Genomic DNA, 25836 nt, shown 5'->3' with positions numbered 1-25836 from the left:
AGCGGCTGTTCTCCATTGGGTATATGCAATAACAGCAGCAACTAAACCCATCATATAAAGGCTGTAAGCCCACCAGGTTTTCCAGGGGGGAGGAGAAATAATAATCTTAATAGACGTGCCTTCTTCGTTCCAAACGCCGTCGTTGTTTGAGCCTTTGACTCTAAAGATATAGGTGCCGCCATCCAGGTTGGTATAGGTGGCATAGCGCCTTGTGCCAGAATAAATCCAATCTTTGTCAAAGCCGACGAGTTTGTAAGCGTATTGATTTTTGGCAGAGTTGGTATAGTCGAGGGCAGCAAATTCAAAGCCAAAGAAGTTGTCTTTGTAAGATAATTTAATCGTTTGGGTTTCTGAGATAGCGGTATTGAGTTTGACGCTCTGATTAAATTTTTTAAAATCGGTCAGAATCAGGGGAGGAAGGTGAGGGTTATCTTTGATGTGGCTGGGGTTAAAGACATTGAAGCCATTTAATCCCCCAAAAAACAGTTCACCGGTTTTACTTTTTAAATGGGCTTTCACGCCATCGAATTCATTGCTTTGCAATCCATCTTCGACATCATAATTCCGAAAGGTTTCCGTTTGAGGATTAAATTTAGATAAACCTTTGCCCGTACTTAACCAAAGGTTTCCTTTATCATCCCCTAAGATGCCAATCACCGAATTATTGGGTAGACCGTCTTTTTCGGTATAATGGGTAAAGGTTTCGGTGGCAATATCAAACTTATCCAGTCCGCCGCCAAAGGTGCCAATCCAGAGAGTCCCTGCCGGGTATTCGTAGATACTATCAATGCGATCGTAAATCAAGCTATTCGGGTTATTTGGGTCGTGTTTATAGTGGGTAAACTCCTGGGTTGAGCGATTAAACCGATTCAGTCCGCCTTGACCGTAACTCCCAATCCAAAGGGTATCCGACTGGTCTTCGTAGATAACCCAGACATTATTATCACTCAGACTGGTGGGGTTATTCGGGTCGTGGGTGTAATGGGTGAATTGCCCCGTTTCTCGATTCAATTGATTGAGTCCGCCACTAAATGTACCTATCCAGAGTGTGCCGAAATGGTCTTCATAGATAGAGGCGACAGTATTATCACTCAAGCTGGTAGGGTTATTTGGGTCGTGGGTGTAATGGGTGAATTGCCCGGTTTTTCGATTCAGTTGATTGAGTCCGCCCCCAAATGTACCCACCCAGAATGTTCCGAATTGGTCTTCATAGGTAGACCAGACTCCGTTATTACTTAAACTGGTGGGGTTATTTGGGTCATGGGTGTAGTGGATGAATTGCCCGGTTTTTCGATTAAATTGATTGAGTCCACCATCGGATGTGCCAATCCAGATCCTACCGTTTCGGTCTTCATCAATAGACATTACATGATTACTACTCAAACTTTGAGGGTTCGTTGGTTCATGTTTGTAATGCTTGAATTTCGATCCTTTCTCATCAAATTTATTGATACCACTGAATGCATTCGCTGTCCAGATAATGCCCGCTCGATCTCTCAAAACGCAAGAAATGATATTGTCACTGAGGCTATTGGGGTTAGCCGGATCATGAGTGTAATGGGTGAATTGTTGGGTTTCTGGGTCGAATTTATCCAGTCCTGCGCCATAGGAATTCACATACCAATTACTCGTTGCTAACCAGAGATTGCCGAATTGGTCTTCCGCAATTGAACTGACTGTATCGTGGCTTAAACTATTGGGATTGTTAAGATTGTGCGTGTAACGGACGAATTGCTCGGTTTCACGATTGAATTGATTGAGTCCACCTCCATTCGTACCGATCCATAACCGATTGGACTGGTCTTCATAGATAGATAAAACTGTATTGTTCCCCAAGCTATGGGGTTGGTTGGGTTCATGCTTGTACTGTTTAAATTGACCCGTTTCCGGATTAAATTGGTTGAGTCCTCCCCCCCCTGTACCAATCCAAAGCCTTCCCAACTTATCTTCATAAATTGCGAATACTGTATTATTACCCAAACTAGTCGAGTCCTCTGGATTGTGAATGTAATGAGTGAACTGTTCAGTGACGCGATTAAATCGGTTGAGTCCTCCCCCATCAGTGCCAACCCAGATTGTTCCTGAGTGATCTTCGTGAATGGATAAGACTCGGTTATTACTTAAGCTATGGGGATCGTTTGGGTTGTAGGTGTAATGAGTAAATTGTTCAGTGGCGCGATTAAATCGATTTAGTCCTCCCCCATCGGTGCCAACCCAGATTGTCCCTGAACGGTCTTCATACAGAGATGCAATAAAGTTATCGGATAAGGAATGGGGATTCAGTTCATCATATTTGTAGATTTTAAAATTATATCCGTCATAGATGTTGAGTCCATCCTGTGTGCCAAACCACATCAGTCCGCGACTATCCTGAAGGATTGAAATTACACCACTTTGAGATAAACCCTGATCGACAGTGATATGGTCAAACTGAAGGGAATTCTCTACAGCATATACATGGTTTGGTAGGCTAAAGATAAAGAGAAGTGTCAGGATTAGCGTTAGAGATAAAGTCTTAAGCCATTGCCAAGTTTTATTGCTGATTTTATAGAGACTACGTTGTAAACTATTATGAATAAAAACGTACATGAATAGGAAAAAAATAATTTAACTTCTATATTTTCCTACTATAGCTTGCCTATTTAAGTTGTACAATGGAAGTAAATTTCAATAAAGAAAAATTAGTAACCAGCCGCCCTAATTTAACAACATGGACTTACATATTTAACTCAGCAATAATAGAAGAAATTCTTTCCAAAAATGATTTAAAGGCACAATAACTATTCATCCCGACTGAGAATAATCCAGTCGGTATTTACTCACTCATCTCCTATCGAAAAGGTAAAAGAAGAATGAAGGGTGAGCATTGCCCACCCTTGTACTAATCCTTGCTTAGACGAGGGTAGAACAGTGTGTCAAATGCATCCTACTATGCTATTTACGGCTTCACCCCCACTAGACCACGACTGTATCTGTGAATCTGTGAGTTCAGGGGGTTTGGGAGGTAGAGGAATTTCGTAAACTGCATCACTGTCTAGACTATTCGTGATATTCGTAATCGACCCGACTAATATAGTTTCATTCACTCTGACTTGCACACCACTAGCTACAGTTAGACTATGTTCTGCCAGTACAGCCGCCGGATCTGAGATCAAGCGTTGCTTAAATTCTTCATCTAACCAGGCTTTGGCAATTAGTCTAGATACTTCTTTTTGAAAGTCTTTCCAATTATCTATTAGCACGTTTTGCCTCCAAAGTCAACTGAGTGCAGTTTAGCCAACGTTCTGAGGGAAGGATGTACCCTGTAGAAGCTTTACGGAAAGACTCAGAGCCTGAACCTGACCCCTTGTTTTGCCAACCTGCTTTTGTTTTATGAAACTATACTAAATACTCTCACTAAAGATAGTCTACAGATCAAGATGATGGTAGTCTGTGGGGCGGCTTCCCAAGAGAAACTCTCCAACCGATGATTCAGTATAGTAGTCGGTGCCAACGGTTGCGGCGAACAAGTCTGTATTGCCAGTACCCAGCGCACAAGGCGCGAGATTCATCGCAGTTGCGACTAAGTACAGGGTTTGATACAAAGCCCCCAGATTTTTGAGAATCGTAGCGTAGGCGATGGATTCATAATTCCAAAGGACTCGCGAAAAACGGGCAGTAATCACGACTAAGATCTGCGGCATGGAGACTTTGAAATTCGTTAATCGTGCCTGTTCCAACAGTTCCTCAATTTGAGGCGTTTTTCCCGAAAGCCGTTCAAGCTGGTGTTCTTTGGGGCAATAATGATATAAACTGGCAGGAATCCCTTGGCAAAGGTTGATCACTGGATAAAGCTCAAATTCATAACAGGTGCCACCATTGACGTAAGGACGATTGCTACATTCCCCATAATCCTTGGCAAAGATTCGTTTAATCCGAGCTGTACGATACAGAAATTCACCCAATTGCCGAGCTGTTATTGGTTCTTCATCGTTATAACTTCGCACCGATTGTCTCTTCTCCACAATCAGGGTAAACGGAGCGTCTTCCTCATTTAGTTTTTGCAAATCCGGCTTGTAAAGGTCAATCCTATCCTTTGACATCTGGGGTTTTGTGACAGGCTGTGGTGAAAATTGCCCTACAAAACGCTGAGTTTTTCCGGCTGAGTTGCTGTGCCTCCCCGCTCTACTTCTAGAATGAAATAATAGGTCGTGAAACTCCCATTGAGTTAGTGCCAAGTTTTCGTCTGCCGGAAGCTTGCCCTCTTCTGTCGCTTCACCAATCATTTTTGCCATTAACAAGATGTTAAGAAATTGTTGAATGGTCTGTTGGGAAAGGGTTGGTACTTTATGGTAGAGTGTTTCAGCCGACTGCGGTTTCGCCAATTCTGCAACCAGCATGGCACATTGGGAATCCGTTAAAATCACTTGGGCATGGGAGAGGGGAGATTCCAACACCATCTCCTCTTGATTTCTGTGGCAGTAGGCAAAACGAGACAACCGATACCTTTGCTGGGTGACTGAGAAGCGTAACAGTCGTAACTCCAATTGCGGATTGAGGGATAGGGGAACTAATGTGGCAAGGGGACGTTCGGCTTCAACCAGGGTATAGCAAAGGAGTCCTAACGTTATGAATTTTTCTAAGTAGTAATAAAAGTTAGGCAGTTGTGAGGCTCCATCAATCTGCATTACTAAATTAGTTAACTCTGTCTCAGTACCCCCATCAGTCGCTAGGGTTTGAATGGCTGCCATTAATCCTGGTGATACAGCCTCAAGGTTAAGTGTAAGTTGGGGACGTGTTAAAGGAATGAGAGGGAGTTGAAGAACAACGCAATCGCTGGCTTCTTCAATCACCGATAGAATTTTTTTAAAGGAAAGCACCCAAGATGTTAGCATATCTGTATTAAGAACGTTACCCCTTATCCTAAGGGCAAATAAAACCGAAACGTACTGCCAACTCCCAGTTGACTTTCTACTTCAATCTCACCACCTTGCAATTCTATTAGCCGCTTCGAGATTGCCAACCCAATTCCCGTTCCCCCTGTATTCTGATTGCGAGATTTCTCTGCCCGCCAGAACCGCTCAAACACATGGGGCAAATCTGCCGGTGCAATTCCCACACCCGTGTCTGTCACCGAAATCCACAATCTAGGAATGCGATCGCTTTCCCCTGCCAATTCCGTCCACGCCCGCACTATAATCGAACCCGTCTGGGTATAAGTAATCGCATTGCCAATAAGGTTAACCAATACTTGTTCAACGCGATCGATATCAGCCAATACAGGTGGCAATTCGTCAGGACATTCCAAGCGTAATTCAGGTCCTTCTTCGAGCAACTGATCAGAAAATTTCTGCACCAACGAGTCCAACAAAGGACACAAATTAACCGACACAAGTTTAATCGGCAAATAACCCGCTTCTGCCTTAGATAGTTCTTGCAAATCACCAATCAACCGTTCCAGACGCCGAGTTTCTTTTGCCAACCGTTGGTAAACTTCCGGTGTTGGTTCGATTCGTTCCGCCGCTAATTCTTCTAAATAACCTCGCAGCACCGTCAGAGGCGTTCGCAATTCGTGAGTCAAGTCACTCACTAATTCTCGCCTACGCTGTTCCACATCTTCTAAACTCACCGCCATCCGATTAAAGCTAATCGCCAGTTGGTTAATTTCGGGAATGTCACTCGGAGGCAATCGCTCATCCAACTGTCCGGCGGCAAACTTCTTCGTCACTTGCTCGATTTGCGTCAGAGGTTGCACAATTCGCTGGGAAACCCAATAGCTAAGTCCTCCAGCCGCAGTCGCACCGACAAGAACTGACCAAAGGGTGCTACGATTCCAAGCAGCTTGAAATCCTTTGACGAGATAGGGACGGGCATACACTAAACTAAAGCCACTACCTTCGAGTCGTTGCAGATGCCAAATAAAAAAACGTGGGGAAGACAGCTTACTAATCATCACAAAAGAACTGACTCCCGCAATCATGACTAATAAATGGGAGAAAAAGAGGCGCGATACCAAGGGCAAGGATTTTGTCCGGCGTAAACCTGTCTTCATGGCGTTAAGAATTCGTGCTGTCTTCAAATTTGTAGCCGACGCCAATTACTGTCTTAACAAAGGTTGGGTTAGAAGAGTCTAGCTCGATCTTTTTTCGCAACCGCGCCACATGGGTATCCACAACTCGCTCATCTCCAAAAAAGTCATCGCCCCAAAGCTTATCAATCAGTTGAGTGCGACTCCAAACTCGCCCAGGTTGACTGATAAAGGTTGCCAAGAGATTGAATTCTAAGGTAGTCAAGTCTAGGACTTCTAACTCCCCAGACTCTAGATGGCGGCTGGCAGTATGCTGGTCTACATCGACTGTGAAATGGGAGGTACGGTAAACCAAAGACTGTCCGCCGTGACGCAGACTGCGCCGCAAAAGTGCCCGGACTCTGGCAACTAGTTCGGTGGGGCTAAAGGGTTTGACTAGGTAATCATCTGCGCCAGTGGATAAACCGATAATCCGGTCAATTTCTTCTCCCTTTGCCGTCAACATTAATATATAAGGGTCTTTGGCTCCAGGTTTTTGGCGAATTCTGGCACAAACCTCCAATCCATCGAGCCCAGGTAGCATCAAATCCAGAAGAATGACATCCGGTTGTTGCGACTGAAAGGCTTGCAGTGCCGTGAGTCCATCCCGGCATACCTGACAGGTAAACCCCTCTCGTTCTAGGGTAAGTTGGATGAGTTTGGCGATTTCCGGTTCGTCTTCAACAATGAGAATATCCATACCGCCTCGACGCTCTCACCGATACCTTATCTCAGTTTAGTTCGGGTTTCTGCCTCCTGCCTTTTTGCACGAACGCGATCGCGTCCTGTTATCACTCACCTATCGTGCCTTGTGTCAACCTACAGATAATCGAGCGATCGCTTGGCGTAAATCCAGATTCTTTAACCTGACAATCAAACCTGATTTTACACTGCTACTAATGACTTATCTTCTTCCCAAGACAGCAATGGATCGAGTTCTCCCGATTCTGAAAATGTTCTTGCCGCTAGCAGACAGCGTAATAAATCAACGCACATCTTAGCGGGATAAATCCCTTCTTGTCCACCAACAACTAGCTTTTCTGTTTCTTCGGGTTGGGATAAATCGACTAAGTTATAGAAGTCTAGATTATCGAAGGTGACTGAGATAACATATTTTTCGGCATTTCCCCCGCCAATAGTCATGTAAGTTTCGTCGTCTGCTCCTAATGTCACTAGAGTTTTACTCTTGCCATCTAACTCGCGGATAGCTGCTTCTAACTGGCTCCAACCGGGATTTTCGATTAAGTCACCTTCATTCTTGTTACCGACCCATTTTTCAACTGATAAGTCTGATACAAACATTATTGCCTCCTTCTCTTTAGTGATTGAACTGTTAGAGTTTTACTGTCACTAGCAGTTATAATTTATAATTATTCTATAGCCAGTCTATAATGCCTGCATCTGCCGTTTGCTGAAATGCATCTTCTTCAGCATGGGTTTTAGTGATAGGATTGACTATAGTAGGCTTAAGCTTTTAAGCAAATGTACCCTAGCAGTAAACTGAGTATTGATTACCCATCACTGTTGTCCGGACGAGTTGGGTGTGCTCTTATTTTACTTTTAGCAAAGAGTATGCTAGGAAAAGCGAGTAGTAGCTACTTAGAGAGAATATCTAGAACTCCACCAAGCACTACACTTAAGATTTGTTTAATCATTAATAGTTGATAAGTATGTCAGAACAGAATAAAAATAAAGTATATAAAAATATCTTTATTGCTGATTCTATTTATCCTGAAGTCGAATCAATCTTTAAAAATCATTTAAATAGCTTAGAACAAATCAAAGATGATTGCTACATAGTACTTGATACAAATGTTCTACTAATACCTTATACAACTAGTAAAGAAAGCCTTGCTCAGATCAGAACTACTTATGAGACTTTAATTTCTGAATCTCGTTTAATTGTTCCTGTACAAGTGGCTCGTGAATTTGCCAACAATAGACCTAATAAACTTATCGATTTGTATCAAGATTTTTGCAAGGAAAGAGATGAAAATACTCAAATAAAAAAGGGTAGATATCCTCTACTGGAGTTTTTAGACGAATATCAAGAAGTTATACGCCTAGAGGATGAAATTGAGAAACAGTTACGAGAATATAGAAAAGCAATAGGAAAAGTTCTGACCCACATAAAGAAATGGACTTGGAACGATCCTGTAAGCTTAATCTATGCTGAATTATTCAGCAAGGATGTATTTAGAAACCCAAAAATTGACAATAAAGAAATAGAAAAGGATCTAGACATACGTCAAGAATGTAAGATTCCTCCTGGCTATGAAGACTCATCAAAGCCAGATAAAGGTGTAGGTGATTTGCTGATATGGCATACAATCCTGGAAATCGGCAAGATTCATAAGAAGAGTGTCATCTTTGTGTCTGGAGACAAAAAGCCTGACTGGTGGCACAAGAAAGGGAATGATGCTTTATATCCCCGATATGAACTTGTAGATGAATTCAGACGTTACTCAGAAGGGCAATCGTTTCATATCATTGAACTTTCACATCTTCTTCAGTTGTATGGAGCCAATGAAACTGTAGTTGAGGAAGTACGGCAGGAAGAAAAGCAAGTTTATGAACAAGAAGTAGATCAAGAAAGCACTGCTAGTAATTTAGGATTAAGAGAAACTGTTAAAGTTATTGCCAAAGATGAAATTGGAAATCCGATTGTTAATGCGACTATTCTTCTTATTGCTGAAAATAAAACCTATTTAGGTGGAAGCACTAATTCAGCAGGCACAGCATTTTTTGAGATACCCAAGGGAAGGATATTCACAGTTTTTTTTGCTCATAGTAACTTTCCTGCTTACATTAAGCGAGGCTTTGACCCTGTGAGTGATTTAGAAATAAAGGTACAAAAAAAAGAAAACACAGGCTCGATTATATGTCCCGATGGTACAGGATATTTACCTAAGTTCCAGGGTCGCTTAAATCCTATACGTGATACCTCAGATCGTTTATACCTGTATGCAGACAATATCGCTATCGAAGGTGGTCAGCAACAACCTGTTTATTTCACTCTAGGCAAACCGCTACAGCTTGAAGACTGCAACGGGAAAATTATGCAAATTAAAATAATTGAAATAATAGGTTCTTCTTCCTTAATTGAATTTACAGAAATAGGAACCTGAAGCAAGACTAAAGCTTCATTAATAACCTACAATATCATCTTCTCCCTTACCCAAGCTCGAAACGATTTCAGCAAAGCAATTTCCCCCATTGTTTTACTCTGCTCAATAAATCGGCTCATCTCACTCACCGATACCAGGGGAAAAGCGATGCTAAACTCACACTCAACATACTGCCCCTCTACTAACTGATAAAATTTCAAAACTCGCCCGTTATACCTCCAAAGTTCAGGGACACTCAGCGCTGAGTAAATCCCGGACTTGTTAATAGAACTACTAGTAATATCAATTTCAATCGCTAAATCAGGTGGCGGATCGGTTTCTAAGTCTAGTTGTTGCCTACCTCTAACAGCGGGTTCATTTTGGATATAGTAACAATTATCTGGTTCTATCCCTCGCTTTACTGCTTCACGCTTCAGAGTCGTAGAACCAGCACTTTTTATTTCAACTTTTAATTCCTCAGCTAAGGCAACAATGAAGCGATCCAATTGAATTTTAGGATTTTCATGTTCAAAAAGTGGAGTCATAATTTCTAAGGTACCGCCGTCATAAGCAAACCGTGAACCTCTATCTTCACCTGTCTCTTTCAACAAGGTTTCAAAGGTTTGCCAACTAATATTTCGCAGTACGGTTCGTTGTTCAGCAGGAGTTGAGGTACTAATCATTTCAAGGTGGGATAACCTCTAGAACAGTAAAGGGTGAGCAATGCCCACCCTACAACCATAACTGAAGATTGCTGCCAAAGACTCTACAGCGTTCCTTTACTCCAAGACACTCTTAAAAAACTCAATCGTTTCCTTCAGCGCCTTAATAAACCCATCAATCTCTTCCCGCGTATTGTAGAAATACAAACTCGCCCGTGCCGTACCCGCTACGCCCAAAACACGGTGTAACGGTTGCGTGCAGTGATGTCCTGAACGAATGGCTACACCTTCTTGATCCACCAACGTAGACACATCGCTAGAATCGAGTCCCGTAACGCTAAACGACGCCAGTGCTGCCCTTCCTTTCCCCTCTGCTGTGGGTTGGGGTCCATAGATTTTCACATCAGGAATCTGCCGTAATTGCTCGAAGAGATAGGCAGTTAATTCTTCCTCATAAGCATGGATTTTATCCATACCTATCCCACTTAAATAGTCTACCGCCGCTCCTAATGCGATCGCTTCCCCAATTGCCGGAGTCCCCGCTTCAAATTTGTGGGGCAATTCAGCATAAGTGGAATGATCTAGAAAGACTTCGGAAATCATCTCGCCGCCACCCATAAACGGCGGCATTGCTAGCAATAAGTCTAATTTCCCATACAAGAAGCCAATACCTGTAGGCGCACACATTTTATGACCCGATGCCACCAGCCAATCACAGTCCATTGCCTGAACGTCAATCGGCATATGCGGTACTGACTGGCAAGCGTCAATCAGTACCTTAGCACCGTATTGGTGTGCGATCGCAATAATTTCTTCGACTGGATTAATACAACCCAAGGTGTTAGAGACATGAACCACACCTACCAATTTAGTTTTATCAGTAATGAGTTGCCGGAACTGTTCCAAGTCAAACTCACCGTCTGATGTCAGTTCCACATACTTAAGGACTGCCCCTGTTTTCTGGGCAATAATTTGCCAAGGAACAATGTTGCTGTGGTGTTCCATCACCGAGAGAATAATTTCATCTCCCGGCTGCAAATTGTTCAAGCCCCAACTATACGCCACTAAGTTAATCGCTTCGCTAGCATTGCGGGTGAAAACAATCTCATTCCGCGATGCCGCATTCACAAAGCGGGCTACTTTATCTCTAGCCCCCTCATACGCTTCTGTGGCTTTCACACTAAGGGTATGAGCACCCCGGTGGACGTTGGCATTATCCTGTTCGTAGTAATGGCGCAGGGCGTCCAGCACCGCCACGGGTTTTTGAGACGTGGCAGCACTGTCAAAGTAAATTAGAGGTTTGCCATGGACTTCCTGATGCAGAATGGGGAAATCAGGACGCACCTTGGCAGCAATGGTTTTTTCTTTAATCAGAGTCATTGGGCAGCAATGAAGGGTTCATTGGTTATCAGTGGCAACGGAGGTTCTACAGGCAGCACACTGAGAAAGCCGTTGGCGCAGGGAAGGAACGGGAACGCGGTTTAGAATCTCAGCCACAAACGCATCAAGCAGTAGGTTGCGGGCATTCGCTTCATTAAGTCCCCGACTTTGCAGATAAAAAACTTCCTCTGGATCAAGTTGGCTAACAGTAGCACCGTGGGAGCATTTTACTTGATCGGCAGTAATTTCTAACTGAGGTTTGGTATCAACACGGGCTTTAGGAGATAGCAACAGGTTGCGATTTAACTGGGCGGCATTCGTGAATTGAGCCGCTCGAGGCACGAAAACTTTACCGTTGAAAACCCCATGGGCGCGGTTATCCACAATACATTTGTGCAGTTGGTTGCTGGTGCTATTGGGATGATTTAACGCTATAACGCTATGGGTATCCGCCAACTGTTCGCCACCGATAACCGTTAAACCATTTAAGAACGTTTCCGTTCCCTCACCCATCTGGAAGATTTCCAAATTGTGTCGGGATAGTCTGCCCCCCAAACTAATCCCATTGCAGGTGTAACGACTATTCCGCCCTTGGGCTACGGCAGTTTTGCCGATGTGAAATCCATCTCCCGCTTCCCGCTGATTCCGGGTATGAATCACTTGGGCATTTTCCTCAACCCAAATCTCTGTCACCTGGTTGTTGAAATAGGGATGATTAACACGAATATCAGGACATCCTTCCACATTTGCCGCATAATGCTCGACTAAATTCAGATAAGAGCCGGCTTCTGCAACCACCAGACAACGGGGTTGACAAATCAGGGGTACATCATTGGTGGTGGAGACAAATAACAGGTGGATAGGTGTCTCTACTATTTTATTTTTCGATACCCACACCACTGCTGCATCTGTTAGTCCAGCCGTATTGAGGGCGGTAAAGACTTCTGAAGTTCCCTGTTGCTTACCTAAATAGTCGCCGATGCGGGTTTCGTACTCCGGTGCTAGCGCCGTTAAATTCCCAACATACACCCCATCGGGTATCCCAGAAACCGAGGATAGTTCCGGCGCATAAATCCCATTAACAAATACCAATCGACTGTCAGCCGCTTCCGGCAAGGTTAGCGGGGTAATATCCATCTGCTGTAGAGACATTGCATCCCACGTCTCTACCCCCTGAAATTGCACCTGCAAAAGGGGCGACAAATCAGTAAACCGCCATTCTTCATCCCGCTTGGTAGGGATAGCCAATTCTTGAACAATAGCCGTCGCTTGGTTGCGTACTTCTTGTAAAGAAGATAATTCCGTCTTGCCTTGGCGAGATTGTTCCAGCAGTCTCGTCAGATAAGAAATCTCTGGTTTGGCAGAAACTTGCGTACTCATTAGACACTCACCTCTGTAGTCACTGAGCCTTGTCGAAGTGCCGCTTCTTCCTCTACCACCCAGTCATAACCACGGGATTCCAGTTCTAACGCCAGTTCCTTACCACCCGTTTTCAGAATACGACCCGCAGCCATAACATGGACATAATCCGGCTCGATATAATTGAGCATCCGCTGGTAATGGGTAATCAAAATCATGGCATTCTCTGAACTCGCCAACTGATTTACCCCATTGGAGACAATCTTTAGGGCGTCAATATCCAAACCCGAATCTGTCTCATCTAAAATAGCCAGCTTTGGCTCTAATAAAGCCATCTGGAGAATCTCATTCCGCTTCTTTTCACCCCCAGAAAAGCCCTCATTCAGACTGCGCTCCAAAAAGCTGGGATTCATCTTGACAATTTCCAGCTTTTCCTGTACCAAATCTTCAAAATCAAAGGTATCAATTTCGTCCAATCCCTGCTGCTTGCGACGGGAATTGTACGCCACGCGCAAGAAGTCTAGATTGCTGACACCCGGAATCTCCAAGGGGTACTGAAACGCCAGAAAAATACCAGCAAGCGCCCGTTCCTCCGGCTCCATTTCCAGCAAGTTTTGCCCCAGAAAGACAACTTCGCCGCCCGTCACCTCATAAGCGGGATGACCGGCTAACACTTTAGAAAAGGTACTCTTCCCAGAACCATTTTGACCCATGATGGCGTGAATTTCCCCCGCCCTCACATCTAGATTAAATCCCTTGAGAATTGGATTCCCATCCACCTCTGCCGTCAAATTCCGAACCGACAGAATTACTTCACTATTTTCCTTAATCATTTTTCACCTCACAACTCCTCAGCGTACCTCTGCGTTATCCTCAGCGTACCTTTGCGTTTTTTTAACGCAGAGTAGCGCCAAGGAAGCGCTGAGGTTCGCAAAGTTTATTATCCAACTGCACCTTCGAGTTTCAAACTCAGTAATTTATCGGCTTCAGCGGCAAATTCCATGGGGAGTTCATTAAAGACATCCTTACAGAAACCGCTAACCATCATCGAGATAGCATCTTCTTCTGAGATACCCCGTTGACTGAAGTAGAATAGTTGGTCTTCCCCAATTTTGGACGTAGATGCTTCGTGTTCTACCTTGGCGGTGTTGTTTTCCACTTGGATGTAGGGGAAGGTATTCGCCTCAGCGGTATCGCCAATTAGCATTGAATCACACTGGGAGTAGTTTCTCGCTCCTGCTGCCTTGGAACCAATTTTTACTAGTCCCCGATAGCTATTTTGGGAACGTCCAGCGGAAATTCCTTTAGAAATAATCGTGCTGCGGGTATTTTTGCCGATATGCATCATCTTGGTGCCAGTGTCGGCTTGCTGGGCGTTATTCGTCAGCGCCACAGAGTAAAATTCTCCTACGGAATTATCCCCGACTAGTACGCAACTGGGGTACTTCCAAGTAATTGCCGAACCCGTTTCCACCTGCGTCCAGGAAATCTTCGAGTTGACACCCTTGCACAACCCCCGCTTGGTGACAAAGTTATAGATACCGCCTTTGCCGTTTTCGTCCCCGGCGTACCAGTTCTGGACGGTGGAGTATTTAATGTCCGCATTATCAAGTGCCACCAGTTCCACAACTGCGGCGTGAAGCTGATTGGTATCGTACATGGGAGCGGTGCAGCCTTCTAAGTAGCTGACAGAACTCCCTTCTTCGGCAATAATCAGGGTGCGCTCAAACTGTCCGGTGTCCCCACTATTAATGCGGAAGTAGGTAGACAGTTCCATAGGGCATTTGACGCCTTTGGGAATGAAGACGAAGGAACCGTCACTGAAGACAGCAGAGTTGAGTGCGGCAAAGTAATTGTCTCCCACCGGGACGACGCTGCCCAGGTACTTTTTGACTAACTCTGGATGTTCTTGCAGCGCTTCGGAGATAGAACAGAAGATGACTCCAGCTTCCGCCAATTTTTCTTTGAAGGTGGTGCCGATAGAAACACTGTCAAAAATGGCATCCACGGCGACGTTAGACAGCCGTTTTTGCTCGGACAAGGGGATGCCTAGCTTTTCAAAGGTTTCTAATAAGGCTGGATCAACCTCTTCCAGGCTGTTGAGCTTTTCGGTTTTCTTTTTAGGGGCAGAGTAATAAATAATGTTTTGGTAGTCAATCGGCGGGTAAGCGACGTGAGGCCAGGTGGGTTCCGTCATCTTTTGCCATTGTCGGTAGGCTTTGAGACGGAATTCCAGCATGAATTCTGGTTCATTCTTCTTAGCCGAGATCAAACGGACTACGTCCTCACTGATGCCGCGAGGAATCGTATCGGCTTCGATATCGGTGACAAAGCCGTACTTGTAGGGCTGGTTGACTAACTTTTTAACGGTGGCAGTCATTGACTTTAGTGTTCTCTTTGGCTTTTAACGTGAATCTCTATTAAGGATGGGAGGTGGTTGAAAGCTGTCTAAGCTAGGGGTATCGTCAGGTTGACTGGCAAGACCAACTAAAACAACACTTTTGTTGTTTAACTCTATTGTAGGTTATATTAACAACTAAGATGTTGTCAAAGTCAAGTTCGATTTTTCCCGCGCCGTTCCCTACTGATTTCACAGCAGAACCGATGACGACCACTCAGCACCCTTCTACTAAGCAAGATATTTTGCAGCATTTACTCAAGCAAGAGCAAGCGACAGCCCAAGCACTGGCTGAAGCTCTTGAAATTAGCCCCCAAGCTATTCGGCGTCACCTGAAGGATTTGGAGGGAGAAGGACTGATAGACTATCAATCGGTATCGGTGGGAATGGGGCGTCCCCAACACGTCTATCACCTGAGTCGCAAAGGACGCGATCGCTTCCCCAATCGTTACGGCGAGTTTGCGGTTTCGCTGCTGGATACCTTGGAAGAAACGGTCGGCAGAGAACAAGTTAGCACTATCCTGCACAAGCAGTGGCAGCGCAAAGCCTTGGAATATCGCGATCGCGTGGGAACGGGTTCTGTGCAAGAGCGGGTTGCCAGACTAGTAGAAATTCGCAGAAGCGAAGGGTATATGGCAGAGTGGTATGCCGTGGAAACTAGCCAGTTAAACCACAATGCCAGTTCTCAGTTTATCCTGAAAGAACATAACTGTGCTATTTCCAACGTTGCCGAATCATTTCCTAGTGTCTGTGGACATGAACTGGAAATGTTTGCCGCAGTACTGCCCGATTGTACGGTAGAGCGTACCCACTGGATTAATCATGGGGAACATCAGTGCGGTTATTTGATTAAATCATAGTGAGTGGCAGCGGATTTGGTAACGGATTTGGTAGCGGATGGGTTACTGACGAATGACTAATGACGAATGTCTAATGACTAAGGGCTAATGACGAATGACTGAATCTCAGCAACCTGGTATGCAGTTTTTGACGCTCGAAGAGTCAGGGGATGTAGACAAAGCTCTACTCTCTTCCCATGAAAAGTTTTTAACTCGCTTAACGATTTCGTCTCTGCGACTGTTAAAGCATATCGCCGAAGACACAGGTATTGCCGTTGAAGAGTTGACGCCTGAGCAGGTGATTAGTTGGTTTGAGCAGGATGGGAAGATTCGGCGTGAACAGGGCTCAAACGCGGCATTTTTGAAGTGGTAAGCTGCTCCACATCATCTAGTTTGCACTATTGTTGTTGTTAAAACTCTTGGGGGATGTGCCGAAAAGCCCGTCCCAACTCTGTAACTTAAATTGCAGGATTATGCCTTGCGATAGAAGTCTACATGTCAATCTATCTATATGCTTAGAACTAAAGAGCGAGACTGTTTAAAAAATTTACAGCCTTTGCTCTGGCGTGTAACTACAAAATACAGTTTATAGAAGGTGACTTGAGATGAGTACTGAAGATAAAATGAAAGCCACAGCTAAAAACATCGAAGGAAAAGCCCAGGAAGCGATGGGCGAGATTACCGGTGATCCTGAAGACAAAATAGAAGGAAAGGCGAAGCAATCTGAAGCGAATGTTCGGCATTCAGTGGAAAACAGAAAAGATGATTCTATGGAAAATCGAATTAAAGCCACTGCCAAAAATATTGAAGGAAAAGCCCAGGAAGTTATGGGTGAAATCACGGGCGATCCAAAAGATAAAGCTGAAGGAAAAGCTAAACAAGTTGAAGCCCAAGTTAGACATTCAGTGGAGAATGTCAAAGACAAATTCAGAAATAAATAAACGGGGTTAAAAACCTTTAATCCTTTTTCACCCCCCTTAATCCCCCCTTATAAAGGGGGATTATCGGTCGTTAATTTTAACGGCGTCTAGATTTCCTAGAGCGCCCACTCCCAAAACCACTGGGTGTCTTAGCTGGTGCTTGACGTGAGCGATTGGATTGGCGCAGGGTGCTGGAACCAAAACCTGAACCCGTAGCGCGGTTGCTATTCGGTGAAGCTTTGCGCTCGGCTGTCGGTTGATTTGAGGGTGACTTTCTCACAGCCCCTGTGGTTCGGAGAACTTGACGGTTTTTAACAGCAGGTGGTGGTTCTTGATGACGAGTTTGGTATCGATTAACTGCCTGGGAGTAGGTGTTGCCATAGCCGCCATAACCCGTTAGAACCACACCTGGTTGATACACGGGTGGCACATAATAACTCGGTCTAAACAACAAGCTACCCACAGCTTGACCGGCTAATGCTCCAGCAAAGGGAGTCCAAAAGCTAGATTGTTGACGCACAATCACCGTTTGGGGTTGACCTGTTTGAGGGTTGGTTTGGGTTTCTGTGACGTTATGGACGTATTCAATGCGGAAGTCTTCACTCAGGTGCATATCTGCCTGACCATTTTCAACAGCCAGATACGTTTTTTCATCGGCAGACATTTCTTCATCGGTTAGACGAGCCATCCGCAAATCTGTTGTGCGAAATACTGGGGGAGTACCTGGTGAGGTATTGAGCAGCATGAGGGTGTATTCCCCATTGGCATCGTTGTAAGTTGCCTGCTGTACCGGATATTTCCCATTACTTAATGAGGTAGGCGCAGAGGTTGTATTGGTGTTCTGAGTTTGAGATTGGGTTGGGGCAGGAGAACTACAGGCTAAGGTAGTCCCACACAGTGCCAAAGACATGAAAAGGATGATAAATTTGCGTAGCATAAATTGAGGAATTATAGCGATCGTTTTTAAACAATGATTAGCTCTTTGTTGGCGATTGTGGGAAACTCTATGCTCTAGAGGGGAATAAGTTCTGGGAAATTGATTAACAGTTGCTCGGTGGTTAAGCGATCGCCCAACTGTGCTGGAGAAAAGTGAACTTGAATCGCTCGCAATCGTTCTTGATAGTGAAGATTAATCAAAGCTCTCAGACCGGATAAGAGTGCATCCATGCTGGCAAGATCAGTTTCGAGTTCTGGAACATCTCCCTCAAACGCTACTGTAATCATAACAACCAAATTCTGAGTGATGGGTAAGGAGAACCGATCCTCTTGTTCTGGTAAAGGGGAACTGAAGTCTGGCTCGCTCAGATAGCGTTCGGCGGAATCTGTAAATAGTTCGTTGACATAATCGCCCGCTTCACCTTCATCCCAGAATACATTTCCTTCATTGGCAGCAGATTGCCAGTAGGTATTGTACTGCAAAAGGTTCTGGCAAATGTCTACCAGTCCTTCTCCGAGTACCTCAAGTTCTCCTTCAGCTTCGACAGCCTCTCGTGCCGCGCGATTGAGAATGCCTAATAGAGGTGCCACCTCTTCACTAGCTAGATGAACAAATAGCCGACAGACGACTATTCGAGTTTTACCACTCAATTGATTGAAGCGATCGCGCCACGAACTCATTATTCACTCTGTTATTTCTTTGCTGTACGTCAGTATAGCCAGTTTAGGGGATTCGTGAGTAGAGGATAGGGAATAGGGAATAGGGAATAGGGAATAGGGAATAAGGAATAGTTTTAGATATCTCAGTATAACTCTAGAGTGATGCAAAAAAAAATGACAAGCTTCAACATTAAATTTAATACTAAATTAGTCTTGATAGAAACAAATCGTCATGAATTTACAAAACGTTCAAGAAAAAGGGAAGAATGCAGTAGAGAAGGTAACTCATGCCATTGAAGAAAAGGGAAAGGATTTAAAAGATAAGATTACTGCCACAACTCAGGGAAAAGTTTCAGAACTCACTGAAGAAGCAATCACTACGGCTGTTGATCAAGCGATTGATGTTATTCAACTTGCCAGTCAACGAGTTAGAGAACGAACGATACCTACTGAGAATGTAGCCCTAGAGGTCAGTCTGGGTATTAGTGGCTTAGTCAAACTCACAATGAAAGCAGATGTCCCTAAGTCTGGAGAAATAAAAAACATGAGATTAGATGAGGTGGAAAAGATACAAGAAAATCTGACAAAAATGGATGAACCGAATGCAAGTTAGTTGAACAATAAAAATACTTAAATTTTCAACAAAACCAAGGCTGAATAGGGAGATTCACTGATGAAAAAAAGACCAAGCAATATCTTGATGCAAGTCGTCCTAGGAATTATTGTTATATTCGTAATTTATGTCATTGGTGGATTATTTATAAGGGCGCGTCGCCAAGTTAATGAAGAACCTGATGTGACTTGGATTCATGAATTTCCAATTACCGCCAGCAGATTCTATTGAAATTAACACTGCCCACGGCTTCCCTGTCTTCTCCTCGCTTAGACGGTTGCTGTTAATTGAGTAGGATTGTAGGATACTATGGAGAACGGAGTGAGAGGTTAGTCCTTTTACTCCTTCGGAATAGTAATGACCTTGACGGATAAACGTTCTTAACCTATTATTGGGTCAGCTTTTCAAGAAAATTTTGGGTTTGGCGCTAGCTCTTGTTACTTAGCTTAACGTTCGGGGAATACTTGTAAGAGTTCAGACTACAGACGTGTAGAAGTTCTGAATTTCCCTAGCCATAAAGGGATAAAACTTTAAATATAAAGTTCTGTATGCTTTACTGAACAAGGCAGGGTTTGCCTCCTTGTTATTTTCCCCGCTGGCTAAAAAATAGCCTGAACGTCTGCAATGTTTGGCACCTGCAAATTCTGCATTTTCTTGCTGCAAAAAATAAACAATGATCTCTCAATCCGAGCGGAATCCCACTCTATCTTCCTCTAGCAAAGAACCGTGGTTAGCCGTAAATCTGTCCTTATTTTTACCTGGGCTGGGACAAATCTATGTCGGTCATTTTCTGAAAGGTTTTTTTTTAATCCTTGTTCAACTTTTGCTATACGGGTTGAGTGGGTGGTTGATTGTAAGTCCGACGGGACATATTATCATTGGTTTGCTCATCTTCCTGGTAACTTTCTTTTTAAGTATCTGGACGATTGTTGACTCTTACCACTGCGCCAAGCAAACCAACAGTCTGCATTTTGAGAAGCGGAGAACCAAAAAAAAAGACCCTTGGTTAGCTGTATTCTTGTCGAGATTCGTTCCCGGTGCAGGTCATTTGTACATTAATCAATTTTGGTTAAGTATTTTACTGTTTACTTTTTTCATTAGTTCTTTATTAGTTAAACTTGTTCCAATTCTTTTACAATCTTTTATTATTTATCACGTTTACATGGCTTCATGTGGTACTCGAAAAAGACAACAAATTCCCATTCTTGTTATTTCTATTTTATCCATTAGTGCCTCTATTGGTATAGCCATGTCTGTGTTTTTGATGAAAACATTTATTGTAGACGCTCATTATGTTCCTGATAACTCAATGATACCGACCTTACAAAAAGGCGATCACATACTAGTAGACAAACAGATTTACCGTTCAAAATCTCCCCAACGGGGAGACATTGTAGCGTTTTCTCCAACCGAAACCTTGGAGGAACACAATTTTCACTATGTCTTCATCCAACGAGCAATTGGTTTACCTGGAGAAGAGGTTGAAATTAAACAGGGAAGGATTTTTATCAATCACCAACCTCTACAAGAGAATTATCTTGCATCAGCACCCCAATACCAGCTTCTACCCGTCAGAGTACCAGCTAATGCTTTCATGGTTCTGGGTGATAACCGCAACCACAGTTACGATAGTTTCGACTGGGGCTTCCTTCCCAGCAAAAACCTAATTGGTAAGGCATCAAAACGATTTTGGCCCCCTCTGCGCCTGGGTGTTGTCCGTTGAGCTTTCTCTGCGCCTCTTCAGGACAGGTTCTAGGCATTCCTCTAGAATTTCCTACTCCCTACTCCCTACTCCCTAAAATAACAGGACACTTGAGGACGCACAAGGCAGGTTATATGGAGAATAGCTGACAAAATGGAAAATAGTTTCGAGGTCGTGTCAAGATTGTATTTAGTATGAGATTAAGTCAGACAGTCCCATTTCAGCCTAGTCTGACCTGATAAACTCTCCTAAACCGCTGTGAATTGCAACTACCTGGTAAGGGGACTTGAGGAACTATAACAATGGCAAAACACCAGGATTTAGATGTAATTTTAACTGAAATATTGAAGGAAATTGCCCAAGGATTCAAACGAATAATTGGGACAGATCGAACAACGATTTTTTTGCTAGATCAGCAGAATCTGGAATGCTGCCTAATTTTTTGCAGTGATTCACCTCATTTGATTGAGATGAGAATTCCAGTTCAGCCTGGACTTGATCAAGTTGCTAGTCTAGAAAAAATAGTTGGCAAGCCTTTTGATGTTTATAAACTCTCTCCAGCGTCCTGCAAAAAATATCTGAAATCTTCAACGTCTTACATTACCTATAACCTGCTAGCCTTACCCATCTCAAATTCCCAGGGCTATTCGATCGCCTTTGTGCAATTTCTCAATAAACTAAATCCCGAAACCAATTCTGAGTATTTACTATCTAAACGAGTCGATCTTAATGGTTTTACTCAACAAGATGAGAAACGCTTCGCTAAAGCTGTAGCTTCGATGCGAAAAACAATCGAGCGATGTCAGTCTCTCTACACAGAAATTAAGAAACAGCGGGCTGTTGTAGCCTTTATTAAAGCCATTCACGCCATCAGTCAGGGGGGTTTAGATTTAGACGCTACCCTCACTTTAGTTGTCGATGAAACCAAAGAGTTGATGAATGCCGCTCTCACTCGGCTATGGCTAATTGATCGGGAACGCAATCAACTGTGTACAAAAATACTAATAGCCGATGGTTCTTTTCAAGAGCTGCATCTGTCCATCGGTGTTGGTTTTGTCGGGCAAGTTGCGAAATCTGGCAAACCTATCAACGTTCCCTTTGACTTTTATATTCATCCCGATTCCGATCGCATGAAACAATGGGATCGCCAGAACCATTATCGCACTTGTAGCTTGTTGTGTCTGCCTGTATTCAGTCCAGGGGGTGAGTTGCTGGGGGTGATAGAATTAGTCAATAAAAAGAAACAGGGACATTTTCCTGACTACGATCCAGACAACTGGCCCGTACCCCCCGAAGGCTTTAAAGCAAGTTTTAGCCAAGCCGATCAACAACTGATGGGGGCATTTAGTTTGCAAGTGGGGATAGCGTTGCAGAATGCCAAATTGTTCACCACTCTCAAGCAACAGGAACAAATCCAGCGTCACATTTTCCGCAATTTGGATAACGGCGCAATCTATACTGATCTAGAAGGTCGGGTGATTACGCTGAATGAAAAAGGCAAGCAGCTCTTAAATAGTAGTAAGGATAAATCCTTAGAAGGTTGCTGGATTTGGGATTTAATTCAGCTCAAAGACAGTGATTTTATCGAGTGGTTTCAAGAGGCTTTATCTGGCAATCATCAGCAATATCACTCTAAACAGGAGTTAATGGCTACTGATCGGCAATACCCGATTGATTTATCCATTAATGCGATCGCAGATAGTAGCAACGCCAACAATATCTTAGGATTTTTAGTCGGGTTGCAGGAAGTTAGCGAGGATAAAAACTCCAAGCGCAACTCCTATCGACAAATTAGTCAAGAATTGACCCAAGAGTTACTCAAAGGACTTGAGTCTAAGTCGTCACCGCAAAAGGATATTTCAATTTTGTGTTCCGATATTCGGGGCTACACCAACTTGATTGCAGACATGGACGCTCAAAAGGTTGTTGCCACACTCAACCAATACTTTGAATTGATGGTTGAGGTGGTATTTAAGTACCAAGGTACGTTGGATAAGTATATTGGTGATGCCTTGCTTGCCATCTTTGAAACATCTTTATCACCAAACGGGCAGGCATGGTTAGCGATCCAAACCGCCGTAGAAATGCGTCAACGGTTGACAGAATTTAATACCAAGCACTTCCCTAAAAAACAATACTGTCTGCGCATGGGTATTGGCATTCATGCGGATAAAGTAACACCTAATCCCAAGGATTCTAGTCAAAGTTATCTGAGTGAATCGATTAACTTTACTTCTATGTTAGAACGTGCTAACTTAGATTATAAGTGTGATATTATTATTAGCGAAACGATTTATCAAAAATGTAGCGATCGCATTTGGGCAAGAGAACTTGACTGCATTCACGTCAAAGAGAAAAACCAACCTGCAGCCATCTACGAACTGATCGGGCTGCGTTCAGAATCTATTTCTCAACAGCAACAGCAGCTTATTGAACATCACCACCAAGGGCGTCAGTATTATCTAGAACGCCAATTTGCTTTGGCGATGAGAAAGTTTTCGCAAGTGTTGGAAATAGACAACAGCGATAGGGCAGCGCGGTTACACATTCAGCGTTGCTTGCACTGGTTAGAATCTCCTCCCCCTGAAAATTGGGACGGGGTTTGGACAAATTAGCCTAAAATTTTACAGGAGTTGCTCTTTCAACGGAATCTAATATGACAAATTCAGTGATGCAGCAGGTATCGGTGGTTGCTAGCGCCGCCGCTATTGCCGTGGCAACGGTGGGGATAACGCCTGCACAAGCAGTGTCCCATAATTTCCAATTTTCCTTCAATGATCAAGGGACGAGAACTCCGGTGAGTGGTAGTTTTACATTCAACCCGACTGTAAAAGCGATCGCAACACCCCAAGGGAGTTTTTATCGTAATGCCAGTTCATCGTTCAGCATCACTGTGGATGGTAAAGTCTTCCGGGGTTCATCCAACTCAATGGTGGTAGCAGATAATTTCCAAGCACCCGGTAGACCGGGTGGGGATATTATTATTTTTGATACTTTCAGTAATTTTAATCTGGCGAATCCTTTTAGTACCACCTTTCTGGGTTTCTTTATTTACACGCCAGATGCTTGGCAGTCTAAAAATTTACCCACGAGAGTTCCGTCAACTGCATTCGTGAGTATTACCACACCGAATGGGGTTACTCTATCCTCTCCGGCAGCGTTTACCAGAATTACACAACCTTAGAAAGATATAGCGTTTATCACGTACATGAGGTACAGTCCCATTCCCTACTCCCTACTCCCCACTCCCTACTCCCCACTCCCTGCCTTCATCAGGGTGTACCTCACCAGATAGAGAAACGCTATAAGCGTAACCGCGTCTGAACAACAAAAGTGTACTATCTTTGACTGCAACTGGGTATGAGTGGCAAAACAACCAGGCGAACCTTTCTGTTAACCAGCGTTGCCGTAGCAAGTGGAATTGCAAGCAGTGCAGCATGGCAACAAAATCGTATCTCTGCCTCTAAAGAGCGATCGCCAATAACCACAGCTATGCCAGAACGCCAGTTAGGTAACACCGGCGTTTCTATTCCGATTTTGGGTTTGGGGGGTGCGGGAAAAACGCCGTTATCCTGGGGCAACCATGATGCTGAAGCTGTGGCAATTATCCAACGGGCTTTAGAATTAGGTATCCGCTACTTCGATACGGCAGCAAGTTATGGACCTTCTGAAAAGTATTTGGGTAAAGTACTTCCTAACTATCGACAGCAGGTATTTATCGCCACGAAAACCGCCGCCCGCGATCGCGATGGGGCGTGGAGAGAGTTAGAGCGATCGCTTAAACGCCTCAACACTGATTATCTCGATCTCTGGCAACTCCATCACGTCTCCTTTGAGCAAGAACTTGATACCATCTTCAGTAAAAATGGAGCCGCCCGCGCCCTAGAAGAAGCCAAAGCACAGAAACTGATTCGCTTTAGCGGTATTACCGGACATCACGAACCCGATATTATTGCCCAAGGGTTGCAGCGCTATCCCTTCGACACTACCCTCGTTTGCATTAATGCCGCTGACAAACACCACCCCCGCCCCTTTATCCCCACCGTTTTACCCGTCGCCCGCCAGCAGGGAGTCGGTGTCATTGCCATGAAAGTCCCCGCCTACGGGCGTCTATTTAAACCAGGTATTCTGGATGGGATGCACCAAGCCCTCGGATACACCCTCTCGCAATCAGGGGTTCACTGTGCTGTAATTGCGGCGGAAAATGTTGCTCAACTTGAGTCGAATGTAGAAGTGGCGCGAGGATTCCAACCTCTTAATGAGGTGGAATTGGCAGCAATCGAGCAACGCACTGCTGCTAGTTGGGAAGATAATACCTTTTTCCGGGCTTGGACTTAAGCAGAATAGCGATCGCGTTAAGGCTGAAATCTACCTTTGATAAAAAAAATAACTGTGTCTATTCGAGTCAGACACAGCAGTTATTGGATTGAGTTTTCTATTTTTTTGACTATTATCCTATGCCTGCTCTTTCTTTTTGCGCTTTAGGGTTGATGTTGCACCGAGAGTGCCGACGGCTAGGAGTCCGAGTACAGAAGCGGGTTCGGGAACTGACTCTCTGGCATCCACCCGGAAGTAAGCCGCACCACTACCAAAGGGACTAGCCTTAGGAATAATTGTAATCTCATGTTCTCCAGATTCGAGAAGAAATGTGCCTGAACTGGTAAGTGGGTCTACTAGGCAATCATCAGGGTTGGTTTCGTTCGGTACACAACTTCCCCCTGTAGATACATCCGATGTGCTTCCTATAAAACTACCAAAATCGAAAATATCAAATACATCACCACGTAAAAATGCATCAGTTACTGTCAACTTCACGCCAGAGGATGGTGCTAAAAAATTCCAGCTAGGAGAGCCCACAAATACAGAATTTCCTGCTGAACTAGGCGCACATCCTAGACCACTAGGATCTGCTGGTGAACATCCCATAGCTAGCACACCTGCACTCGTAAAAGAAAATTCCTGCCAAGATCCACCAAGAGGTATGGTTGTACCAGAAGAAAAGTTAAAAGGACTAAGAATATCAGTATCAAAGGCACCGTTATCTACTGTGTCTATAGCTTTAGCCTCTTGTACTAAGGCTAAAACTGATAGCCCACAAGATGCAGCAATAATTGTTGAGCAAACAAATCTTGAATTTTTCATGTTACTTAAAAAGGTAAAGACTAGTACTTCCGTAGGTTTTGGATGCGCTGTGATATTTAAGTTAAGCTGTCT

The 25836-nt window shown here is 44.0% G+C and carries 23 protein-coding genes and 1 pseudogene; 10 read left to right on the top strand and 14 right to left on the bottom strand.

Features of this window, described 5'->3' with window-relative positions:
• Positions 1–108: 108 nt before the first annotated feature.
• The 6 genes and pseudogenes from IQ257_RS31430 to IQ257_RS08330 all read right to left on the bottom strand — a co-directional run.
• Positions 109–2589 (bottom strand): annotated as a pseudogene (locus tag IQ257_RS31430) (two-component regulator propeller domain-containing protein); the annotation flags it as partial.
• 326 nt (positions 2590–2915) lie between these two features.
• The gene (locus tag IQ257_RS08350; RefSeq protein ID WP_193874317.1) at positions 2916–3242 is read right to left on the bottom strand and encodes a hypothetical protein; all 327 of its coding nucleotides are present in this window, start codon (positions 3240–3242) and stop codon (positions 2916–2918) included.
• Positions 3243–3407: 165 nt separating this feature from the next.
• The gene (locus IQ257_RS08345; protein ID WP_193874315.1) at positions 3408–4874 is read right to left on the bottom strand and encodes a SagB family peptide dehydrogenase; all 1467 of its coding nucleotides are present in this window, start codon (positions 4872–4874) and stop codon (positions 3408–3410) included.
• Positions 4875–4897: 23 nt separating this feature from the next.
• Complete coding sequence (locus tag IQ257_RS08340; RefSeq protein ID WP_193874313.1) at positions 4898–6031, bottom strand: sensor histidine kinase; 1134 nt, start codon at positions 6029–6031, stop codon at positions 4898–4900.
• A gap of 4 nt (positions 6032–6035) precedes the next feature.
• The gene (locus IQ257_RS08335) at positions 6036–6746 is read right to left on the bottom strand and encodes a response regulator transcription factor (protein ID WP_193874311.1); all 711 of its coding nucleotides are present in this window, start codon (positions 6744–6746) and stop codon (positions 6036–6038) included.
• A 185-nt stretch (positions 6747–6931) separates the two neighbouring features.
• Complete coding sequence (locus IQ257_RS08330) at positions 6932–7348, bottom strand: Imm1 family immunity protein (RefSeq protein WP_193874309.1); 417 nt, start codon at positions 7346–7348, stop codon at positions 6932–6934.
• Positions 7349–7716: 368 nt separating this feature from the next.
• Here IQ257_RS08330 and IQ257_RS08325 point away from each other — a divergent pair, with 368 nt between their 5' ends.
• Positions 7717–9174 carry a PIN domain-containing protein gene (locus IQ257_RS08325; protein ID WP_193874307.1) on the top strand — a complete coding sequence of 486 codons (1458 nt, stop codon included), beginning with the start codon at positions 7717–7719 and terminating at the stop codon, positions 9172–9174.
• A 26-nt stretch (positions 9175–9200) separates the two neighbouring features.
• Here the strand turns inward: IQ257_RS08325 and IQ257_RS08320 are convergent, their stop codons facing one another.
• The 5 genes from IQ257_RS08320 to sufB all read right to left on the bottom strand — a co-directional run bounded on the left by IQ257_RS08320 (position 9201) and on the right by sufB (position 14934).
• Positions 9201–9836, bottom strand: coding sequence for a Uma2 family endonuclease (locus IQ257_RS08320; RefSeq protein WP_193874305.1), 636 nt, complete (start codon positions 9834–9836; stop codon positions 9201–9203).
• A 96-nt stretch (positions 9837–9932) separates the two neighbouring features.
• On the bottom strand, positions 9933–11195 hold the full coding sequence (locus IQ257_RS08315; RefSeq protein ID WP_193874303.1) for a cysteine desulfurase: 1263 nt from the start codon (positions 11193–11195) through the stop codon (positions 9933–9935).
• A gap of 18 nt (positions 11196–11213) precedes the next feature.
• On the bottom strand, positions 11214–12575 hold the full coding sequence (gene sufD, locus IQ257_RS08310) for a Fe-S cluster assembly protein SufD (protein WP_193874301.1): 1362 nt from the start codon (positions 12573–12575) through the stop codon (positions 11214–11216).
• Positions 12575–13387 carry a Fe-S cluster assembly ATPase SufC gene (gene sufC, locus IQ257_RS08305; protein WP_193874299.1) on the bottom strand — a complete coding sequence of 271 codons (813 nt, stop codon included), beginning with the start codon at positions 13385–13387 and terminating at the stop codon, positions 12575–12577. Before sufC ends, sufD begins: the two co-directional genes overlap by 1 nt.
• A 107-nt stretch (positions 13388–13494) precedes the next feature.
• The gene (gene sufB, locus IQ257_RS08300) at positions 13495–14934 is read right to left on the bottom strand and encodes a Fe-S cluster assembly protein SufB (RefSeq protein ID WP_193874297.1); all 1440 of its coding nucleotides are present in this window, start codon (positions 14932–14934) and stop codon (positions 13495–13497) included.
• Positions 14935–15158: 224 nt separating this feature from the next.
• Here sufB and sufR point away from each other — a divergent pair, with 224 nt between their 5' ends.
• The 3 genes from sufR to IQ257_RS31115 all read left to right on the top strand — a co-directional run bounded on the left by sufR (position 15159) and on the right by IQ257_RS31115 (position 16732).
• Positions 15159–15812: an iron-sulfur cluster biosynthesis transcriptional regulator SufR gene (gene sufR, locus IQ257_RS08295; RefSeq protein WP_193874295.1), complete on the top strand. Its 654-nt coding sequence runs from the start codon at positions 15159–15161 to the stop codon at positions 15810–15812.
• 94 nt (positions 15813–15906) lie between these two features.
• Positions 15907–16164 carry a hypothetical protein gene (locus IQ257_RS08290; RefSeq protein WP_193874293.1) on the top strand — a complete coding sequence of 86 codons (258 nt, stop codon included), beginning with the start codon at positions 15907–15909 and terminating at the stop codon, positions 16162–16164.
• A 232-nt stretch (positions 16165–16396) separates the two neighbouring features.
• Positions 16397–16732: a CsbD family protein gene (locus IQ257_RS31115; protein ID WP_322744250.1), complete on the top strand. Its 336-nt coding sequence runs from the start codon at positions 16397–16399 to the stop codon at positions 16730–16732.
• A 76-nt stretch (positions 16733–16808) separates the two neighbouring features.
• Here the strand turns inward: IQ257_RS31115 and IQ257_RS08275 are convergent, their stop codons facing one another.
• Both IQ257_RS08275 and IQ257_RS08270 read right to left on the bottom strand, forming a co-directional pair.
• Positions 16809–17648 (bottom strand): hypothetical protein, encoded by an 840-nt coding sequence (locus IQ257_RS08275; RefSeq protein WP_193874291.1) that lies wholly within the window; start codon positions 17646–17648, stop codon positions 16809–16811.
• A 74-nt stretch (positions 17649–17722) separates the two neighbouring features.
• Positions 17723–18328, bottom strand: a complete 606-nt coding sequence (locus IQ257_RS08270) for a DUF1517 domain-containing protein (protein ID WP_193874290.1) — start codon at positions 18326–18328, stop codon at positions 17723–17725.
• Positions 18329–18539: 211 nt separating this feature from the next.
• On the opposite strand from IQ257_RS08270, the gene IQ257_RS08265 reads away from it, so the two are divergent.
• The 6 genes from IQ257_RS08265 to IQ257_RS08240 all read left to right on the top strand — a co-directional run bounded on the left by IQ257_RS08265 (position 18540) and on the right by IQ257_RS08240 (position 24960).
• On the top strand, positions 18540–18920 hold the full coding sequence (locus IQ257_RS08265; protein WP_193874288.1) for a hypothetical protein: 381 nt from the start codon (positions 18540–18542) through the stop codon (positions 18918–18920).
• Positions 18921–18980: 60 nt separating this feature from the next.
• The gene (locus tag IQ257_RS08260; RefSeq protein WP_193874286.1) at positions 18981–19151 is read left to right on the top strand and encodes a hypothetical protein; all 171 of its coding nucleotides are present in this window, start codon (positions 18981–18983) and stop codon (positions 19149–19151) included.
• Between the two features lie 442 nt (positions 19152–19593).
• Complete coding sequence (gene lepB, locus IQ257_RS08255; RefSeq protein WP_228060529.1) at positions 19594–20643, top strand: signal peptidase I; 1050 nt, start codon at positions 19594–19596, stop codon at positions 20641–20643.
• A 281-nt stretch (positions 20644–20924) separates the two neighbouring features.
• Complete coding sequence (locus IQ257_RS08250) at positions 20925–23237, top strand: GAF domain-containing protein (RefSeq protein WP_193874284.1); 2313 nt, start codon at positions 20925–20927, stop codon at positions 23235–23237.
• 41 nt (positions 23238–23278) lie between these two features.
• Positions 23279–23806, top strand: a complete 528-nt coding sequence (locus tag IQ257_RS08245; RefSeq protein WP_193874282.1) for a hypothetical protein — start codon at positions 23279–23281, stop codon at positions 23804–23806.
• A 176-nt stretch (positions 23807–23982) separates the two neighbouring features.
• Positions 23983–24960, top strand: a complete 978-nt coding sequence (locus IQ257_RS08240) for an aldo/keto reductase (protein ID WP_193932993.1) — start codon at positions 23983–23985, stop codon at positions 24958–24960.
• 117 nt (positions 24961–25077) lie between these two features.
• Here IQ257_RS08240 and IQ257_RS29925 read toward each other — a convergent pair whose 3' ends face one another.
• The gene (locus IQ257_RS29925) at positions 25078–25764 is read right to left on the bottom strand and encodes a PEP-CTERM sorting domain-containing protein (protein WP_228060528.1); all 687 of its coding nucleotides are present in this window, start codon (positions 25762–25764) and stop codon (positions 25078–25080) included.
• Between the last annotated feature and the right edge of the window lie 72 nt (positions 25765–25836).

The organism is Coleofasciculus sp. LEGE 07092 (genome assembly GCF_015207375.1).
In the GTDB taxonomy this organism is placed as follows: Bacteria; Cyanobacteriota; Cyanobacteriia; order Cyanobacteriales; family Coleofasciculaceae; genus LEGE-07092.
Note: the sequence above shows the minus strand (reverse complement) of the source record. Positions and strands in the feature narration are given on the sequence as shown.

Coding starts and splice junctions, on each gene's coding strand:
- IQ257_RS29925 (WP_228060528.1), bottom strand. CDS start 25,764: ATGAAAAATTCAAGATTTGTTTGCTCAACAATTATTGCTGCATCTTGT.
- sufB (WP_193874297.1), bottom strand. CDS start 14,934: ATGACTGCCACCGTTAAAAAGTTAGTCAACCAGCCCTACAAGTACGGC.
- IQ257_RS08335 (WP_193874311.1), bottom strand. CDS start 6,746: ATGGATATTCTCATTGTTGAAGACGAACCGGAAATCGCCAAACTCATC.
- IQ257_RS08275 (WP_193874291.1), bottom strand. CDS start 17,648: ATGCTACGCAAATTTATCATCCTTTTCATGTCTTTGGCACTGTGTGGG.
- lepB (WP_228060529.1), top strand. CDS start 19,594: ATGATCTCTCAATCCGAGCGGAATCCCACTCTATCTTCCTCTAGCAAA.
- IQ257_RS08260 (WP_193874286.1), top strand. CDS start 18,981: ATGAAAAAAAGACCAAGCAATATCTTGATGCAAGTCGTCCTAGGAATT.
- IQ257_RS08345 (WP_193874315.1), bottom strand. CDS start 4,874: ATGCTAACATCTTGGGTGCTTTCCTTTAAAAAAATTCTATCGGTGATT.
- IQ257_RS08290 (WP_193874293.1), top strand. CDS start 15,907: ATGACTGAATCTCAGCAACCTGGTATGCAGTTTTTGACGCTCGAAGAG.
- sufR (WP_193874295.1), top strand. CDS start 15,159: ATGACGACCACTCAGCACCCTTCTACTAAGCAAGATATTTTGCAGCAT.
- IQ257_RS08245 (WP_193874282.1), top strand. CDS start 23,279: ATGACAAATTCAGTGATGCAGCAGGTATCGGTGGTTGCTAGCGCCGCC.
- IQ257_RS08250 (WP_193874284.1), top strand. CDS start 20,925: ATGGCAAAACACCAGGATTTAGATGTAATTTTAACTGAAATATTGAAG.
- sufD (WP_193874301.1), bottom strand. CDS start 12,575: ATGAGTACGCAAGTTTCTGCCAAACCAGAGATTTCTTATCTGACGAGA.
- IQ257_RS08320 (WP_193874305.1), bottom strand. CDS start 9,836: ATGATTAGTACCTCAACTCCTGCTGAACAACGAACCGTACTGCGAAAT.
- IQ257_RS08340 (WP_193874313.1), bottom strand. CDS start 6,031: ATGAAGACAGGTTTACGCCGGACAAAATCCTTGCCCTTGGTATCGCGC.
- IQ257_RS08325 (WP_193874307.1), top strand. CDS start 7,717: ATGTCAGAACAGAATAAAAATAAAGTATATAAAAATATCTTTATTGCT.
- IQ257_RS08270 (WP_193874290.1), bottom strand. CDS start 18,328: ATGAGTTCGTGGCGCGATCGCTTCAATCAATTGAGTGGTAAAACTCGA.
- IQ257_RS31115 (WP_322744250.1), top strand. CDS start 16,397: ATGAGTACTGAAGATAAAATGAAAGCCACAGCTAAAAACATCGAAGGA.
- sufC (WP_193874299.1), bottom strand. CDS start 13,387: ATGATTAAGGAAAATAGTGAAGTAATTCTGTCGGTTCGGAATTTGACG.
- IQ257_RS08315 (WP_193874303.1), bottom strand. CDS start 11,195: ATGACTCTGATTAAAGAAAAAACCATTGCTGCCAAGGTGCGTCCTGAT.
- IQ257_RS08330 (WP_193874309.1), bottom strand. CDS start 7,348: ATGTTTGTATCAGACTTATCAGTTGAAAAATGGGTCGGTAACAAGAAT.
- IQ257_RS08240 (WP_193932993.1), top strand. CDS start 23,983: ATGAGTGGCAAAACAACCAGGCGAACCTTTCTGTTAACCAGCGTTGCC.
- IQ257_RS08265 (WP_193874288.1), top strand. CDS start 18,540: ATGAATTTACAAAACGTTCAAGAAAAAGGGAAGAATGCAGTAGAGAAG.